This is a genomic window from Paenibacillus sonchi, assembly GCF_016772475.1.
GTDB lineage: Bacteria > Bacillota > Bacilli > Paenibacillales > Paenibacillaceae > Paenibacillus_AQ > Paenibacillus_AQ sonchi.
In genome coordinates this window covers 1,094,968-1,111,059 of record NZ_CP068595.1, presented here as the reverse complement: position 1 = coordinate 1,111,059, position 16,092 = coordinate 1,094,968, and the positions used below count along the sequence as shown (strand labels likewise).

Below are 16,092 nucleotides of genomic sequence, written 5' to 3'. Positions count from 1 at the left end.
AATGCTCGATATTATTAAAAAAGCAAGTCTCGGCGCCGTAGGGAGTACCAACCCTGTGGCTTTTTCGTATGGGACGGTAACCGTGGCAGCACCGCTGCAGATTCAGGTGGACCAGCGGTTTATTTTGTCCGGCGCTGCTCTGGTGCTTCCCGAATCGGTCATGGAGAGCAAGCTCGAATGGGAGGGACGGGAAATTGTTCTGCGCCGGGGGCTTGAGAAGGGTGACCGTGTCCTGATGGTCCGGATGCAGGGCGGGCAGAGTTATGTTGTACTGGACAGGCTGGTGGATCCGGTATGATACCCGTAATTGGAAATGCAGGCCCGATCACCGCAACTCTTGAAGGAGACACCTCCCTGGAGAACACTGAAATGTCCAGTCTGACCTACAGAATGGATTGGGACAAAAAACGAATTACGAGCCGGTTGGACGGCCTTGAAGCTGTACAGCAGGCAGTGGCCAAAATGCTGCGGACAGACCGTTATGAGCATCTGATCTACAGTTCTGATTACGGGACTGAGTGGGGTCTTGTGCTGGGAAAAGACAGGCTGCTGGTGAGAGCTGAAATCAGGCGTATTGTCAGTGAAGCATTGCTTCAGGATGAGCGGATTATCGGGCTGGAGGACACTAAGGTTTCTTTTAACGGAGATAATCTGAGCTTTAGCTGCAAGGTAATTACGCAGTACGGAAATTTCGAGCTAAGAAAGGAGATGAGTGAGGGTGTATGAAGATCAGACGTTCGAGGCTCTGCTTGAGCGGATGCTGGACCGGGTGCCATCCAGCCTGGATAAACGTGAAGGCAGCATCATTTACGATGCGCTGGCTCCGGCGGCCGCCGAAATGGCCCAGATGTATATTGAGCTGGATGTAAACAGCAATCTGTTTTTCGCGGATACGGCTACTGGTGAATATTTGGAACGCAGCATTGCCTGGTCGGGAATAACCAGACGTGCCGCAAGCAAGGCCGAGCTTAAAGCAATGTTCTATAACAGTGCTAATGAACTGCTGGATATTCCGCCGGGCAGCCGTTTTTCGCTCGATTTGCTGCATTATACGGCGGTGGAGAAGCTGGCTCCGAGAACCTACAGGCTGGAGAGCGAAACAGCGGGGGAGGAAGGCAACCGGTATTTTGGCTCCTTGCTGCCTATTGATTATATTCCTGATCTGACACGCGGAGAGATAACAGCTCTGCTGATTCCCGGTGAAAATGCCGAGGATGACGAGGCGCTGCGCCAGCGTTATCTGGAGTCGGTCAGACGCCCGTCAACGAGCGGCAACAAATATCATTATATGGAATGGGCGCTGCAAATAGACGGCGTAGGGGGAGCGCGGGTTTTTCCGTTATGGAATGGACCGAAGACGGTAAAGGTGGTCATTGTGGATGCCGCGAAGCGGCCTGCCTCAGAATTGCTGGTGTCCCAGGTGCAGCAATATATCGATCCTGTCTCTGGACAGGGTGAAGGCCAAGCGCCGGTGGGTGCGGTAGTGACTGTGGCGGCTGCAGCCGGGAAAAACATCAGCGTGAGCGCCAAGGTTACACTTGCTTCCGGTTATAGTCTGCAGGCGGTAATCGATGCTTTTAAGGAGATCCTGGAGAAATACCGCAAGGAAAAGGCCTTTACTGCGTCCTATATCAGCCAATCTGTAATTGGCTCGCTGCTGCTGGATACAGAAGGCGTTGTCGACTATAGCGGGCTGAAGCTGAACGGCGTAACGGGCAATGTCACTCTAAGCGAAACTGAAGTGCCGCTGTTCAGCAGCGTCGCGCTGGAGGTGTAGGCTGATGGGATACCCGCAGCAGATCGATGAATTTACGGACAAGCTGAACAAAAAAGCAAACGGCGGCAGCTATGTTGTTGAGGAGAAACTGTTGCTTACAGATGGGGTTTACAGCGGTCTGCTCGCGCATGACAACATTAACAACCAGAGCATTGCGGTGTACACAGGTTCCCGTTACAGCGGAGTGGAGCTGCGGAATTTCTCGGTTTCTTTTCCGGATGAAACGCCTTGGCGGAGGATGATTAAGATTTTTGCCGAGGTCCCTGAAGTCTATGTCACTTATGAGACACCGGGCGATACTGTGGAAGCCGATGATATCAATGTCCTGCAGTGGGGGCTGACTGCTGCCCAAAGGGAGCTGGAACGCTACAAGGCAACGGGACGCATAGACGGAGGATCTTTTAGAAGAGAGGTGTAAAATGGCACAAACCATTCAAGTAAAACGCGGCACCCGGGCGGAGCTTGCCGCTTATGGAGTTCTGCAGGCGGGCGAGATGGGCTTCTGCACAGATACCAAGGAAGTCTATATTGGTGACGGCACCTCCAACTCCATGGTTGGCCGGGCGATGTCCGGTCCGGAGGCTTCACGTCCGGCAGCCGCTTCTGCGGGGCGGGTATACATTGTAACCAGCGGAACGAACAGCGGCTATTTGTATTTTGACGATGGCGCGGCCTGGCGCCGGATCAATGTGCAGAAGCTGAGTGATCTGACAGGGTCAGTGGACGAGGTTGCCGATGGGGCAACCTATGCCAAGGTACTGAAGGCAGACATCACGGCAGGACATGTAAATAAGATCTCTGACGGCACAAATATCAAAACTGCAGCTGAGATCAAAACCCATATCGACGATGCGTCCAAGCACCGTGTAATCAATGATGCGGGAACGGCTATTACCGATCTGTGGTCAGCACAAAAAATCAGGAATGAGATCGAGCTGGCCAAGCATAACATCGAGCCGCAGAGTTCAGTGAAGGACCAGAATCTGGCCATTCCCCCGGTGAGTCCTGCGGAGGGCGACCGTTACATTATTCCTGCGGCGGCAACAGGCGTCTGGGCGGGCAAAACCAGTCAAATTGCCGAGTATCAATCTGCGGCATGGGTGTATTATACACCGGCTGTGGGCTGGACGGCTTATGTTGACGATGAGCAGAAAATCTATAGCTGGAACGGCAGTGCCTGGGTTCGTACGGGTGGAGCATTACAGACGATTACAGCCGGCAATGGCCTTACCGGGGGCGGACAAGCCGATTCAGTAACACTGAACATTGGGGCAGGCTACGGGATTGGTGTGACCGCCGATGCGATTGCAGTGACCGCCGGCAAAGGGATCACCGTCGATGCGAACGGTGTAGCGGCCAATGTAGATGGAAGCAGCATCGTATACGACACAGTTAATGGCAACCGGCTGATGGTGGGTGCTATTGACGGCGGCACATTCTAGGGGGCGATGATAATGGCTCTGAAAACTTTAATTCAAATCCGCCGCGGCCAAGAAAGCGCACTGGGAACTCTTGCTGTTGGCGAACTCGGGTTCTGCACCGATACAGGCAAGCTCTATATCGGAACTGGCAGTGTCAACAAACTGCTTGTAGCTTCACAAAGCACCGGTGATATGCTGAAAAGCATCTATGACACCAACAACAACGGCAAAGTGGATTACGCGCAGGCGGCGGATACCGTACCTTGGTCAGGGGTAGACGGGAAGCCGGCGGTGTATCCGCCAGCGGCTCATACGCATGAGTACATGCCTAAAGGTCCGCTGAGCTGGAATCAGCTTAAAGGGGTGTAACTATGACCTATGGCGAGAATTTATACGGGACCCTAAGCTATTCTTCCAGTCCCGCCACACAAGACGGGCCGGAATTTAGCAAACCTGACCTGATGAAATACCTGCCGGAGTATTATCAGGGTGTACTTGAGATGGAACAGATCCAGGATAGCCATGCTGCGGAATGCGGACAGCTGGCCTATTCGATAGAGGATTCAGCATTGCAGACGAATGTGGAGTCGGCAACCTGGGGGCTTGCGCGCTGGGAAAAGGTGCTGGCCCTGACCACAGACAATACCAAATCCTATGCCGCCCGCCGGGAAATGATCAAAGCCAAGCTGCGCGGAAGCGGGACCACTACGCCGGAGATGATCCGGCGGACGGCGTCCGCTTTTTCCGGAGGGGATGTTCAGGTTGTGGAGGTGCCGGGAGCGTACAGCTTTGAGGTGCGTTTTGTAGGGACGCTGGGCATCCCGGAGAACATGGCAGGGTTAATCCAAATCATAGAAGAGATTAAGCCTGCCCATCTGGATTATAAGTTTGTGTACAGCTATACCTGGTGGAATTCGCTGAAGTCACTCACCTGGAATGCTGCGCACGCCAGAACATGGAATGAATTAAGAGTATACGAATAGGAGTGTGAACTATGCAGACTACGGGCAATTTGGGGCTGAAAAAGCCGGATGGCACAGATATAGTTGATATCGCCGATTTGAACGGCAATATGGATGTTTTGGATACTGCCGTTAAAAATGTGCAGGATCATACCGTGGATACGGTAAAGCATATTACAGCGGCGGAACGCACCGCTTGGAACGCTAAGGCTTCCACAGCTGCAGCCACTGCCAGTGCTGCCGGGCTGATGGCCGCAGCGGATAAGGCGAAGCTGGACGGAATAGCGGCCGGAGCCAATAAATATGTGCATCCCAATCATACCGGGGATGTGACCAGCACAGGGGATGGGGTTACCGCGATTGCTCCCGGGGTTATTGTAAATGCGGATATTAACGCGGCTGCGGCAATCGATGCAACCAAGATCGGCACTGGCGTTGTATCGAATGCGGAGTTTGGGTATTTGGATGGAGTCACCAGCGGGATACAGGGACAACTCAACAGTAAAGCGCCTCTGGCGACAACCCCGCAGCAGACGACGGCGGATATTACCTATTATGTGCGTACGGATGGGAACGATGGTAATAATGGATTGGCGAATACGGCGGGTGGGGCGTTTAGGACGATAGCGAAAGCTCTTAATGCGGTTCCGTCAGTTGTAAACCATACCGTTAACATAATGGTTGGCGCTGGAACCTATACAGAATCATTAGTTATATATGGATTCACTGGTCGCGGTTCGCTTTCAGTGGCAGGATCAATTTCTTCCGCCGCATCAACTTATATCGTTACAGGACAGATTGCTTCAATGAGAAATGCATGCCGCGTACAAATAATTGGATTTAAAACAACATTTTCAACTGGTTCAGCAATTTATGTAACCAATACAAACGAAACATTTATTCAATATTGCACAACAGATGTAAGTACATCTAACTTCGGCGTATACGTCGAAAACGCAAAGGTTTACTTGAATGGTTGTGTTGTTTCAGGGAAGACAGATGCGGCTTTTTATGCTCACGTAAATAGTGAAATATTTGTACAGGATTGTGGCGGATCGGCTAATAATGTAGGGCACAAGGCGGCATACGGCGGTAGAATACACATAGCGGGAACTTATGTAGGCTCTACTCTGATGCAAATCTCAGTAGAGGGCGGAATGGTCACGAAAGGAATTGGGGTTATCAACCCATGGGGCGATAATACACAAGATCAACGAGTCCATGCACGAGTGCAACTTTCGCAGCAATATGTTATGGTTCCAAGTGTATGGAGCAAAATAATATTTGATGCAAAGATTAAGGATCATCTAGGGAATTTCCAAACTTCATCTGGCACATATCGATTTGTAGCTCCAGCGCCAGGGATTTACAATATTAACACTGGTGTTACCGTACTCTCTTTGCCAGCAACAGGGAGCATACAACTTGTGTTAAGAGTTTCGGGCTCTGACTTTTACCGTCTTGGTTACAAGGATAACGAAAGTTCTACTGCCAGAAACTACTACATGAACGGATCTGCGTCACTTTACCTTGGTACCGGAGATTATGTTGAAATTTACTTTTATACTACACACTCGGTCACGTTGAGCGCTGGCGCTGATACATTTATCGACGTAACAAGAATCGCATAGATAAGGAGAAAAATGACATGTTGAATCCGGCTTTAGCAATCTTATATATGTATCCAAGTGCAGACCCAACCAAGGATTTTATGGTACAAGACGATGGAGACGGAAAAGGCCCATACATCGCCGCCTGGAATCTGGACAAACCCAAACCCACAGAAGCTGAACTGCAAGCAGCCTGGAAAGCCTACCAGGAAGCCGAAGCCAACAAGCCGCCGGAACTTACTGAACTTGAACAGCTCCAAAAGGAGAATCTTCTGCTGAAGTCGCAAAACAATGCTCTGTCCGAGCGGGCTGACTTTATTGAAGATATTATTGCAGAGATGGCGATGAGGGTCTATCAGTAATAACCAGCCTGTTCTATGTGGTTGAAGGTCAAAATGGGAAGAAGGTGATTTTTAATGACTATGTTTTTCGCACAGCGTGTAATCCTGGGGAAAACCAAGTTTGTTGAAGTTCCGGCTACATTGAAAGCTGGCGTAAAAGAAATCCTGGTGGATAGCGGACTTGAATATCTGGCCAAAGAAGAATAGGGTAATGCTGGCGCCCGCTGTGGCGTTTTTATTTTGCCCCCGGGGACAAGGGGATTATTCTAAAACTATATATATTGAATTTGAGAATCAATTAAGGGGAAAGTGACGGAGGAGAAGTTTGGAACTGGAAGAGCGGTAGCGTCCGCCTTTGTCTGCGGATTTCCACCGCGAAAAGCGGTATAAATTCAAGAAATCTGCAGATAACAGCGGCCGGAAGTCCAAACATTCCCCGCAGTTACGACCAGACCTAATATGAAAATCTAAAGTTCAACCTACTAAAAAGAAAGGGGTGAAACAATGGACAGCAACGATATTGCAAACTTGGAGAAAATTCTTCCCCTGGCTGATAAATATGGGCTGGCTTATATCGTGGCTTTGATCCTGCTGGTGATTGTTCTGGTGCTTTTGCGCTCGATTGTCAAAGGGAATCTGGTGCCGCGTGAACTGCTCGAGCGGGCTGAAGAAGACCGGGACCGTCTGCAAAATATTCTGGATAAAGAACGCTCAGATTTCATGGCACCCACGCTTGAAGTGCTGCAGAGACTGAAAGTTGATTACACATCAAGCGGTGTGAATGTAGTAAATGAAGAAGATCGGGGAGGATAACGTGCTGAGTAGATGGATCAAACGATTATCGCCCCTGCACCGGGAAAAGGAAAGGGAGCTGACCCAAGCCTCGGCCCGGGTAATGTTCTCTATCCTTCGATATAAGGACGTATCCAAAGAGATTCAGGAGGAGATCCAAAATAACGGATTTGCCGAATTTCTAATCTATGATCGGGGTGTCAACAATGGGCGTAATTGATGTTTTGCTGTTAATTGCATATTCGATGTCTTTGATTTGTGCGCTGCTGCTGATAGCTGCGCTTTTTTTGTATTTTCGCAGACGTCTGCGGGCAAAGGCGGTCAGCCTGTTTATGGTGGCAGCCTTTTTCTTTCTGAGTGCCTACACCTTCCAAATGGCAATCGCCTTGTGGATTTGCTTCACTGCAGTGCCTGGAGCAGGTGCTGTGCTGGCATCACTCCAAACAGAGGCCTTGGCGGTTGCCCAGACCGGAACCACGATTGGGCTGCTGATCCTAACCTTATTGGTGTTAACGAAACGTCAAGATTTGTTCATTGTTCTCCAGGAGGGCAAGAAGGGAGGAGCAAGCCATGCTGACCCTGACACAAATCAAAAATAAATCCGCTTCCCGCCTAATCGGCCTGCATCCCGTCGTACTCGCAGCAGTGGGTGCTCTAATCGAACGCAGTTACGCCTGCGGTGTCCCGATCCTCATTACGCAAGGACTCCGGACGGCTGCTGAGCAGGATGCGCTCTATGCTCAAGGACGCACGAAGCCGGGGGCGATTGTTACCAATGCCCGGGGAGGACAGAGCTACCACAATTATGGCTTGGCGGTTGATTTTGCATTGCTGCTGCCGAATGGCTCAAGCGTGTCCTGGGACATGGTGCGCGACGGAGACAATGATCAGGCAGCGGATTGGCTGGAGGTGGTGCAGCAGGCTAAGCGACTGGGGTTTGAATGGGGTGGAGACTGGACGAGTCTAAAGGATTATCCCCATTTTCAGATGAGCTTCGGATTAACGCTTTCCAAGCTGCGAGCGGGAGTACAGCCTTCATTACAAGCGGTGGAAGCAGCGTATAAGCTAATCAACGGAAGGACTAAGGAGGAACAGAATCTGAATAGTGATGTGATTACAATAGTAAAAGTAAATGGCGCAAAAATAGCCGACGGCCGGTTAGAGAACGGTGTAACTTATGTGCCTGTACGTGCTGTAGCGGAGGCGCTGGGAGCTTCGGTTGGTTATGATTCGGTTACCCAAACTATTGAGATTACAAGTGGCAAATGGCCGCTAGAATAACCGCAGCTGTATATTATGAATAATAAGCAATAATCACCCTGGATTGGAAATATTAACATATTTGAATGATAAACGCGAAACTGAAAGGAGTGACTTTTATGATCCAAAGTGATATTCTGGATAATGTATTGGCTTTTGCATCGGTATTAGCGGTATTTACACTTGCCTTGGTGCAGTTGATCAAAAATAATATCAATCTTCCGCGCAATGCAGTGCCTTTTATCGGACTTGGGATTGGGCTGCTCATAGGGGCTGCTGCGTATCCTTTTACCGACCTGGGGCTTACGCTCCGGTTATGGTCAGGGGGGCTTGCCGGATTATCCGCGACAGGTTTATTTGAATTAGCCTTCAATGACCGCCCGGGAACCACTTCAAAATAAAGCGTGAATTTAATTGACAGCCGGCTCCCTGGAGCTGGCTTTTTTTGTGTTTCTGCGTGATATATTATTACACCAAAACTACATAAACCCGACGCAGATCAGGCAGCATAAATAGGAAGAGCTACATATATTTTTTTAGACTGTATAAACAGCCGGATTGGTGTATAATCGTAATTGCTGTATCGCTTTACCGCGTAATGAAGTTGGAGATTTCCGGGCAGTTTTATTGTATGATATGAGGAAAGCTTCAAATAGACAATGTTAAAAGCATTGATCCGGAAGAGGATGGGGGGAGCAGCATGACCGAACTTACGACTGCCGTGAGCAAAAGCAACTCTAACAATCTGCTGCGGCGTGACGTACGGTTCCTGGGGAATATTTTGGGCGAAGTCTTGGTTCACCAAGGCGGCAACGAACTGCTGGAGATCGTAGAGAAGATCCGCGAAACCAGCAAATCGCTGCGCTCATTGTTTTTGCCTGAACTGCACAATGAATTCAAGGAGCTAATCAATTCACTTGATCCTGAGAATCGACACCAGGTGATACGGGCGTTCGCTATTTATTTTCAATTGGTGAACATTGCCGAGCAGAACCACCGGATTCGCCGAAAACGCGACTACGAACGTTCAGCCGGGGAGACTGTACAGCCTGGTTCTATCGAAAGCGCGATTCAGGAGCTCCGCGAGCGGGATTTCTCACACGAGGATGTTCATGAGATCATGAACGGCCTGTCACTGGAGCTGGTCATGACGGCTCACCCTACGGAAGCCATGCGGCGGGCGATCCTTGATATTCATAAGCGTATCTCCGATGATGTGATGGGTCTGGATAACCCTACCCTGACATTCCGGGAACGCGAACAGCTGCGTGAGAAGCTGCTGAATGAAGTTATTACCTTGTGGCAGACGGATGAGTTGCGTGACCGCAAGCCTACGGTATTGGATGAAGTCCGCAATGGAATGTACTATTTCCATGAGACGATTTTTCAGGTGCTGCCGGATGTGTATCAAGAACTTGAACGATGTCTAAGCAAATATTATCCGGGCCAGAATTGGCATGTTCCAACCTATCTGCGTTTTGGCTCGTGGATCGGCGGGGACCGTGACGGCAACCCTTCAGTAACGGCGGCTGTGACCTTACAGACTCTGCGTTTGCAGCGTAAGCTGGCGATTCGGGAATATCAGCGCATTATGCGCGAACTGATGCAGTATCTGAGCTTTAGTACAAGCATCGTTAAGGTAACGCCGGAGCTGCTGCAATCCATTGAACTGGATCGGGGCATTATTCATCTGGATAAGGCGAAATCCTGGCATAATGATAATGAGCCGTACCGGATTAAGCTTGCCTATATGATCGCGAAGACACAGAACGTTATGGATGATGAGAAAAAAGGTACGCCTGAGCGCTACGCTTCACCGGAGCAATTTATAGATGATTTGAATGTGATTGACCGCAGTCTGCGGCATCACTATGCCGACTATGTTGCGGATACCTACATTAAGAAATTGATTCGCCAGGTAGAGTTGTTTGGATTCCATACCGCAACTCTTGATGTCCGCCAGCACAGCCAGGAGCATGAAAATGCGATGACCGAGATTCTGGCCAAAATGAATGTTACGCAGGATTATGCCAAACTGCAGGAGAGCGAGAAGATCGAGCTTCTGGAAAAACTGCTGAATGATCCGCGTCCGCTAACTTCGCCGTATCAGACCTACAGCGAAAGCACGGAGGAATGTCTTGCTGTGTACCGTGCCATTTTTACGGCGCAAGAGGAGTACGGCAAACAATGTATCACTAGCTACCTGATCAGTATGGCTGAAGCTGCGAGCGATATTCTGGAGGTTATGGTGTTCTCCAAGGAAGTCGGCTTATTCCGCAAAGACAACGATGGAACGGTTGTTTGCACACTTCAGGCTGTGCCACTGTTCGAAACCATTGACGATCTGCATGATGCACCGCAAATCATGCGGACATTGCTCAACCTGCCGATCTACCGTGATGCGGTTAGGGCGATGAATGACCTGCAGGAGATCATGCTGGGATATTCGGACAGCAACAAGGATGGCGGCGTGGTTACCGCCAACTATGAGCTGCGGGTGGCACTTAAGGAAATTACGGCTACGGCGGATGAATTCGGCATCAAACTGAAATTTTTCCATGGCCGCGGCGGAGCCCTTGGCCGTGGAGGCATGCCGCTGAACCGCAGTATTCTGGCACAACCGGCCTCGACGATTGGCGGCGGCATTAAGATTACAGAGCAGGGCGAGGTCATCTCCTCACGGTACTCGATGCAGGGAATCGCCTACCGCAGCTTGGAACAGGCAACCTCCGCGCTGATCACGGCAGCGATTAATGCCAGATCACCGCAGGCTGATCTGTACGAGCCTAAATGGGAAGAGATTGTGGCCCGGATTTCTGAAGTATCACTGAGCAAATATCAGGACCTGATCTTCCGTGATCCGGATTTCCTGAACTACTTCAAGGAATCGACGCCGCTTCCTGAGGTTGGAGAGCTTAATATTGGGTCGCGTCCTTCCAAACGAAAGAACAGCGACCGCTTTGAAGATCTGCGTGCAATCCCGTGGGTTTTTGCCTGGACACAGAGCCGTTACCTGCTTCCTGCATGGTACGCTGCCGGAACGGGGCTGCAGAGCTTCTACGACGACAAGGAAGAGAACCTGAAGATCATGCAGCATATGTATGAAAAATTTTCGTTCTTCACTACGTTAATTGATACTCTGCAAATGGCGATTGCCAAGGCGGATCTGATTATTGCCAAGGAATACGCCGGCATGGGCAAAAATGAGGAGGCGCGTCAGCGCATCTTCGGACAGATCGAAGCGGAATTCAAGCTGACCTCCGAGCTGATTCTCAAGATCACCGGACAGCAGGATATTCTGGATAACGTTCCTGTCATCCAGGAATCCATTCGCTTGCGGAATCCTTACGTTGATCCGCTCAGCTACCTGCAGGTGCAGCTTTTGTCTGAGCTGAGAGCCCTTCGTGAAGCCGAGGGCGATGACGCCGAGCTTCTGCGCGAGGTGCTGCTTACAATCAATGGCATTGCCGCCGGACTGCGGAATACCGGCTGATATTATAGTGGACCTGGAAGCCGGCCCGTCCGCTTCCCAATCCCCGTCCGCCTCTGTACTGGAGGCCGGACGGGGATTTTGCTTTGGTAACCGGGACTTGGGAATCCGGTAGGGACGGATTCAAAAAACGAAGCTGCAAGGATCAAGCAGCTTCCTGCCTTTTGCCCCTGCCCATTGTTGCCGATATGGATTTTGGGCAAAGCGGCAAAGTAACGCTAGGGTATAGGTGAGGAGAAGGCATGGAGAAGAATTTTGGAACTGTAGGAGCGTCAGCGTTCGCCTTTATTGTCAGATTTCAACCGCTGCTCGCGGCTTCAATCAGGAAATCTGACAATAACAGCGGCCGGAAATCCAAATGTTCCACGGAGCCGCGATGAATCTGCGGATATTCCTGAATACCGCCGTATCCACCTGCCCCTACTGTGCAATTGCTTTTGCCCAATATATATAGAAGGTAACAATACTATCCTTGATTTTTACACAAACTTGAATTACGATTTAAGAGCTTGTACCGTGGACAATCAAGAGATGAACGACCAAGGGCGGCAAGTCTGGGGGAGTTAATCGGTGGAGAATTTGGAAGGCAGATTGACAAAGCTCGCCTTGAAGGGCGACCAAAGGGCATTTGCCGAGCTTGTGGAACTATATAAAGACAAAATATATCATTTGGCCTACCGGATGCTGAACAACCGCCATGAGGCGGAGGATATTGTTCAGGAAACGTTTTTACGCGTGTACCGGAATTTGGACCGTTACGATGACAAACAGAAATTTTCAACCTGGATCTACCGCATCGGCACGAACCTTTGTATTGACCGGCTCCGCAAGCGGCGGCCGACGTATTCATTGGATGCCGAGATGAATGACCAGGAGGGGATTGACGGCTATTCCATGATCCCCAGCGATAATGTGACCCCGGAAACAGAACTGCTGCTCTCCGAGACGCAGAGTCTGATCTATGAGGCCATCGACAGCCTGCCTGTGAAATACAGGTCGGTGATGATTTTGCGCTACCTGCAGGATTTATCTCTTCAGGAGATTAGTGACGTCATGGATATGCCTGTAACTACGATTAAGACCCGCGTGCACCGCGGACGGGAATTTTTACGTAAAAAATTAGGCCCCAAAATGTAAAAATAGATTATTTTTTATGAAACGCCTGACGGGCAGCGACGTATGTAAGTTAAGCAAGTCTTATGCGCTCTGCCCCTTTGCCATGTAATAATTAAATAGCACTCATGAAAGGATTGGCTCCTATGGAATGCAAACTGGCCGTCTCTATGATGCACGACTACCTGGATGACGACTTGCCCGAACTGCAGCAGAGGGAATTGAAGGAGCATCTTCTATCCTGTACAGATTGCCGTGCCAAGTTCAAAGAATTGGAACAGACCGATATGCTGATGTTTTCCCTGATGCACCAGAATCCTGTGGCTTCTGAGGATCTTGTAGGCCGGATTATGAATTCATTACCGCATGTCAAGAAGGAGCGGGCTTTTATTACCTGGATCAAGCGGCATCCTGCGCTTACAGCGGCGTCCGTATTTATTCTCGTAATGCTGATGAGCTCCGTTACTTTTTGGAATCAGGACCGGCAGCTTGTTGTCAGGGGAAGTGACCTGGAACAGGTTGTCATCAAGGGTGATACGGTTATTGTACCTTCCGGCAAAACAATATCCGGTGATCTGACGGTGGAGAATGGTAAAACTCAGGTGTATGGTGAAGTGAACGGCAATGTGACGGTGATCGACGGCTCCTTGTATCAGGCTTCAACAGCCCATATCTCCGGGCAAGTCAAAAGCATAGACCAAGCGGTAAGTTGGCTCTGGTATAAAGTGACGAACATGTTCTCTGAAGTTGCCTACCGTTAAATAACACTTGGTCACTTTTAGCAGAAATATCATTTGCGCCTCTTTTTCCGGAAAGATGGCGCTTTTTTGCTGCCTGGAAATATCATGCGGTGAATCCCTGCGGGTCTAAACTTGCAACCTGGGCTGGAACGTTATAACCTAGATATGTTAGAGAACTTACAGACATTTTACATAAACCCAGCTAATATGAATTGACGGGGGTTTTGGCATGAGTTATTTTTCAGACATGACATGGAAAGATTCCATTAAAGATATAATCGATATACTGATCGTCAGCTATATTATTTACAAAGTGCTCAATATGGTGCGCGGAACCCGGGCGGTTCAGCTGCTCAAGGGGATTCTGGTGCTGGTTGTGATTTGGGCACTGAGCACACTGCTCGATTTGTATACCCTCAAATGGCTGATGAACCAGATTTTTACCTTCGGGATCTTTGCGATATTTATTATCTTTCAGCCGGAACTGCGAAGGGGGCTGGAGCAGCTTGGCCGGGGCAAGTTTTTTGGACGGGCTGCCGAGAACGATGAAGAGATCAGCAAGCTGATCGGTGAAGTCATTAAAGCTGTGAATTATTTAGCGCAGCGAAAAATAGGCGCGTTAATTGTCTTCGAAAGAGCGACCGGGCTCAACGAATATACGGAATCCGGTATTCCTATGCGTTCTGTGGTCAGTTCCGAGCTGCTGATCAATATTTTTATTCCGAATACGCCGCTGCACGACGGTGCGCTGATTATGCAGGAAGGGCAGATTGCCGCTGCCGCCTGTTATTTGCCGCTGTCGGAGAATCCGTTTATCAGCAAGGAACTGGGGACCCGTCACCGCGCCGCGATCGGGATTAGTGAAGTAGCTGACTCTGTCTCCGTTGTAGTCTCGGAAGAGACCGGACAGATTTCGCTGGCGATTAACGGGCAGATCGTGCGCGATATTAAGGAAGAATCCTTGATCTCCAAGCTGTATGAGGAACTGCGTGCCACTTCATCGCTCAAGGAGAAAAGCTCCGCTTTCTGGAAACGGAAGGGGGATAAGAACAATGGATAAGTGGATGAAGAACAACAATTTTAACAAAATTCTTGCCCTTGCCTTTGCGATTATCCTGTGGACCATCGTCCATGTAGATACTGCACCTACCAGCCAGACCACGGTCAACAAGGAGTCCAAAATTATCGAAAATGTTAAGATAGAGGTCAAAGGATTCGATGAGGACAAATATGTAATCACATCCCAGGATGCCGTAAGCGTCAGACTCGAGGTCCTGGGCAAAAAATCGGATCTTACCTATAAATTTTCGGATGCCTATAAAGTGTGGATTGATTTAAGCAACATTCAACCGGGGGATACCACACTGCCGCTTCATTATTCACTTCCGAGCGGAGTGACGCTGCAGGATATTAACCCCAATGAAGTGAATGTCCGTGTGGAACTGCGGAATACCAAGTCTTTTCCTGTTTCCATCGTTACTAAAGGGAAGCCGGCGGCGGGTTATCAGGTGGGTGCACCTGTCATAGATCCAGCGGAAGCGCAGGTTACGCTGGCTTCAAGTGAGCTTAGCAAGGTGTCCAAGGTACAGGGGACCATTGAACTGGATGGAGAAAGCGAGACGATTAAGGATAAAAAGCTGAAGCTGTACGCAGTTGACAGCAGCGGCAATGAGATTAAGGATGCGGTCATCGAGCCGTCCGCTGTTACTGTGGATCTGCCGGTCACTATGCCATTCAAAAGCCTGCCGCTTGACATCAGCTTTACCGGCCAGCTTCCAGGAGCGTTGGCGTTGTCCCGGGTGTTGCCCGGGCAGGACACGGTAACGGTATATGGAACCGAAGAGTCCTTAGCCGGTTTATCCTCCTATGAAGCAACGCTGAATTTAAGCGCAATAGATTCCGCAGGTACAAAAGAGCTGAAGCTGGAGCTGCCTGCTCCGGAAGGCACGGTGAAGATTGAACCTGCAGTCTTGAATGTGTCTGTAGTGACCTCGGAAGTAGCCGAGAAAACCATCGATAATATCCCCATTAAGCTGGAGGGGGTAGACAACGGGCTATCCGCTCGGATCACAGATCCAGCCAGCAAAGCTGTTGCTCTGACAGTATCTGGAGCCCCGGCTTTGCTGAATCAGCTGGACAAAAATAATATCAGTGTGGTGGCGGATGTTGTTGGCCTCACGGCCGGTAACCATGCCGTAACGCTGCATGTCTCGCTGCCCAGGTTCATTGCTCTCGCAAATGCATCGCAACGGCTCACGGCAACGGTAGAACTGCTGGCTCCGGCCACGCCGGAACCCACAGCAACGCCGGATAACAGCAGTGCAGCAGTGACCCCTGAGCCAAGTACGGAGCCAGCCTTCGTTGAAGAGAGCCCGACAGCACCTCCACAGAGCCCGGACACTGCTGAGCCTACAGTCACGCCAACCCCTTCCGAAGGGGTACCGGAGAACGGTGCTAATTCAGGTGCTCTTAACGGAGTTGGCAACAATATAAGCAGTACGGATGGAACGTAACTTTTTCAGCCGGTCGGCGTCTAACCTGTGAGTCAGAAGCACACGAAACAAGAATTCATTCATACAATAATTC

General features: G+C 50.0%; 21 protein-coding genes. 20 read left to right on the top strand and 1 reads right to left on the bottom strand.

What is annotated here, in order from left to right; genetic code table 11:
- Position 1 precedes the first annotated feature (1 nt).
- The 16 genes from JI735_RS05055 (at position 2) to ppc (ending at position 11,656) form a co-directional block, all read left to right on the top strand.
- Positions 2 to 298 carry a DUF2577 domain-containing protein gene (locus JI735_RS05055; protein ID WP_039833333.1) on the top strand — a complete coding sequence of 99 codons (297 nt, stop codon included), beginning with the start codon at positions 2 to 4 and terminating at the stop codon, positions 296 to 298.
- Positions 295 to 726 carry a DUF2634 domain-containing protein gene (locus JI735_RS05050; protein WP_039833334.1) on the top strand — a complete coding sequence of 144 codons (432 nt, stop codon included), beginning with the start codon at positions 295 to 297 and terminating at the stop codon, positions 724 to 726. Before JI735_RS05055 ends, JI735_RS05050 begins: the two co-directional genes overlap by 4 nt.
- Complete coding sequence (locus JI735_RS05045) at positions 719 to 1,777, top strand: baseplate J/gp47 family protein (protein WP_039833335.1); 1,059 nt, start codon at positions 719 to 721, stop codon at positions 1,775 to 1,777. The genes JI735_RS05050 and JI735_RS05045 overlap by 8 nt, the downstream gene beginning before the upstream one ends.
- Positions 1,778 to 1,781: 4 nt before the next feature.
- Complete coding sequence (locus JI735_RS05040; RefSeq protein ID WP_039833336.1) at positions 1,782 to 2,195, top strand: hypothetical protein; 414 nt, start codon at positions 1,782 to 1,784, stop codon at positions 2,193 to 2,195.
- Position 2,196: 1 nt separating this feature from the next.
- The gene (locus tag JI735_RS05035; protein WP_202677132.1) at positions 2,197 to 3,219 is read left to right on the top strand and encodes a DUF2793 domain-containing protein; all 1,023 of its coding nucleotides are present in this window, start codon (positions 2,197 to 2,199) and stop codon (positions 3,217 to 3,219) included.
- A gap of 12 nt (positions 3,220 to 3,231) precedes the next feature.
- Complete coding sequence (locus tag JI735_RS05030; RefSeq protein ID WP_083886413.1) at positions 3,232 to 3,567, top strand: hyaluronate lyase N-terminal domain-containing protein; 336 nt, start codon at positions 3,232 to 3,234, stop codon at positions 3,565 to 3,567.
- Between the two features lie 2 nt (positions 3,568 to 3,569).
- Positions 3,570 to 4,181 carry a YmfQ family protein gene (locus JI735_RS05025; protein ID WP_039833340.1) on the top strand — a complete coding sequence of 204 codons (612 nt, stop codon included), beginning with the start codon at positions 3,570 to 3,572 and terminating at the stop codon, positions 4,179 to 4,181.
- An 11-nt stretch (positions 4,182 to 4,192) separates the two neighbouring features.
- Complete coding sequence (locus JI735_RS05020) at positions 4,193 to 5,791, top strand: hypothetical protein (RefSeq protein ID WP_039833341.1); 1,599 nt, start codon at positions 4,193 to 4,195, stop codon at positions 5,789 to 5,791.
- Between the two features lie 17 nt (positions 5,792 to 5,808).
- A complete protein-coding gene (locus JI735_RS05015; protein ID WP_051051535.1) occupies positions 5,809 to 6,132 on the top strand; it encodes an XkdW family protein in 324 nt (107 codons plus the stop codon).
- 54 nt (positions 6,133 to 6,186) lie between these two features.
- Entirely contained in the window at positions 6,187 to 6,318 is a 132-nt protein-coding gene (locus JI735_RS36820) for a CD1375 family protein (protein WP_267919160.1), read from the top strand.
- 297 nt (positions 6,319 to 6,615) lie between these two features.
- On the top strand, positions 6,616 to 6,924 hold the full coding sequence (locus JI735_RS05010) for a hypothetical protein (RefSeq protein ID WP_039832361.1): 309 nt from the start codon (positions 6,616 to 6,618) through the stop codon (positions 6,922 to 6,924).
- 1 nt (position 6,925) lies between these two features.
- The gene (locus JI735_RS05005; RefSeq protein WP_020426193.1) at positions 6,926 to 7,123 is read left to right on the top strand and encodes a hypothetical protein; all 198 of its coding nucleotides are present in this window, start codon (positions 6,926 to 6,928) and stop codon (positions 7,121 to 7,123) included.
- A complete protein-coding gene (locus JI735_RS05000; RefSeq protein WP_039832360.1) occupies positions 7,110 to 7,502 on the top strand; it encodes a hypothetical protein in 393 nt (130 codons plus the stop codon). Before JI735_RS05005 ends, JI735_RS05000 begins: the two co-directional genes overlap by 14 nt.
- Positions 7,474 to 8,184: a M15 family metallopeptidase gene (locus JI735_RS04995; RefSeq protein WP_039832359.1), complete on the top strand. Its 711-nt coding sequence runs from the start codon at positions 7,474 to 7,476 to the stop codon at positions 8,182 to 8,184. The genes JI735_RS05000 and JI735_RS04995 overlap by 29 nt, the downstream gene beginning before the upstream one ends.
- Before the next feature lie 98 nt (positions 8,185 to 8,282).
- Positions 8,283 to 8,564, top strand: a complete 282-nt coding sequence (locus tag JI735_RS04990) for a holin (protein ID WP_202677131.1) — start codon at positions 8,283 to 8,285, stop codon at positions 8,562 to 8,564.
- 299 nt (positions 8,565 to 8,863) lie between these two features.
- Positions 8,864 to 11,656, top strand: coding sequence for a phosphoenolpyruvate carboxylase (ppc, locus tag JI735_RS04985; RefSeq protein WP_039832358.1), 2,793 nt, complete (start codon positions 8,864 to 8,866; stop codon positions 11,654 to 11,656).
- 295 nt (positions 11,657 to 11,951) lie between these two features.
- On the opposite strand, the gene JI735_RS04980 is transcribed toward ppc, so the two are convergent.
- Positions 11,952 to 12,098 (bottom strand): hypothetical protein, encoded by a 147-nt coding sequence (locus tag JI735_RS04980; protein WP_202677130.1) that lies wholly within the window; start codon positions 12,096 to 12,098, stop codon positions 11,952 to 11,954.
- Between the two features lie 125 nt (positions 12,099 to 12,223).
- Between JI735_RS04980 and sigW the strand changes: the two genes are divergently transcribed.
- The 4 genes from sigW to JI735_RS04960 all read left to right on the top strand — a co-directional run bounded on the left by sigW (position 12,224) and on the right by JI735_RS04960 (position 16,019).
- Entirely contained in the window at positions 12,224 to 12,790 is a 567-nt protein-coding gene (gene sigW, locus JI735_RS04975) for an RNA polymerase sigma factor SigW (protein ID WP_020427142.1), read from the top strand.
- Positions 12,791 to 12,912: 122 nt separating this feature from the next.
- Positions 12,913 to 13,527, top strand: coding sequence for a zf-HC2 domain-containing protein (locus JI735_RS04970; RefSeq protein WP_020427141.1), 615 nt, complete (start codon positions 12,913 to 12,915; stop codon positions 13,525 to 13,527).
- Between the two features lie 208 nt (positions 13,528 to 13,735).
- On the top strand, positions 13,736 to 14,566 hold the full coding sequence (gene cdaA, locus JI735_RS04965; RefSeq protein WP_020427140.1) for a diadenylate cyclase CdaA: 831 nt from the start codon (positions 13,736 to 13,738) through the stop codon (positions 14,564 to 14,566).
- Complete coding sequence (locus JI735_RS04960) at positions 14,559 to 16,019, top strand: CdaR family protein (protein ID WP_039832357.1); 1,461 nt, start codon at positions 14,559 to 14,561, stop codon at positions 16,017 to 16,019. Before cdaA ends, JI735_RS04960 begins: the two co-directional genes overlap by 8 nt.
- The last annotated feature ends 73 nt before the right edge of the window (positions 16,020 to 16,092 follow it).

Coding starts and splice junctions, on each gene's coding strand:
- JI735_RS05055 (WP_039833333.1), top strand. CDS start 2: ATGCTCGATATTATTAAAAAAGCAAGTCTCGGCGCCGTAGGGAGTACC.
- JI735_RS05050 (WP_039833334.1), top strand. CDS start 295: ATGATACCCGTAATTGGAAATGCAGGCCCGATCACCGCAACTCTTGAA.
- JI735_RS05040 (WP_039833336.1), top strand. CDS start 1,782: ATGGGATACCCGCAGCAGATCGATGAATTTACGGACAAGCTGAACAAA.
- JI735_RS05035 (WP_202677132.1), top strand. CDS start 2,197: ATGGCACAAACCATTCAAGTAAAACGCGGCACCCGGGCGGAGCTTGCC.
- JI735_RS05030 (WP_083886413.1), top strand. CDS start 3,232: ATGGCTCTGAAAACTTTAATTCAAATCCGCCGCGGCCAAGAAAGCGCA.
- JI735_RS05025 (WP_039833340.1), top strand. CDS start 3,570: ATGACCTATGGCGAGAATTTATACGGGACCCTAAGCTATTCTTCCAGT.
- JI735_RS05020 (WP_039833341.1), top strand. CDS start 4,193: ATGCAGACTACGGGCAATTTGGGGCTGAAAAAGCCGGATGGCACAGAT.
- JI735_RS05015 (WP_051051535.1), top strand. CDS start 5,809: ATGTTGAATCCGGCTTTAGCAATCTTATATATGTATCCAAGTGCAGAC.
- JI735_RS36820 (WP_267919160.1), top strand. CDS start 6,187: ATGACTATGTTTTTCGCACAGCGTGTAATCCTGGGGAAAACCAAGTTT.
- JI735_RS05010 (WP_039832361.1), top strand. CDS start 6,616: ATGGACAGCAACGATATTGCAAACTTGGAGAAAATTCTTCCCCTGGCT.
- JI735_RS05000 (WP_039832360.1), top strand. CDS start 7,110: ATGGGCGTAATTGATGTTTTGCTGTTAATTGCATATTCGATGTCTTTG.
- JI735_RS04995 (WP_039832359.1), top strand. CDS start 7,474: ATGCTGACCCTGACACAAATCAAAAATAAATCCGCTTCCCGCCTAATC.
- JI735_RS04990 (WP_202677131.1), top strand. CDS start 8,283: ATGATCCAAAGTGATATTCTGGATAATGTATTGGCTTTTGCATCGGTA.
- ppc (WP_039832358.1), top strand. CDS start 8,864: ATGACCGAACTTACGACTGCCGTGAGCAAAAGCAACTCTAACAATCTG.
- JI735_RS04970 (WP_020427141.1), top strand. CDS start 12,913: ATGGAATGCAAACTGGCCGTCTCTATGATGCACGACTACCTGGATGAC.
- cdaA (WP_020427140.1), top strand. CDS start 13,736: ATGAGTTATTTTTCAGACATGACATGGAAAGATTCCATTAAAGATATA.
- JI735_RS04960 (WP_039832357.1), top strand. CDS start 14,559: ATGGATAAGTGGATGAAGAACAACAATTTTAACAAAATTCTTGCCCTT.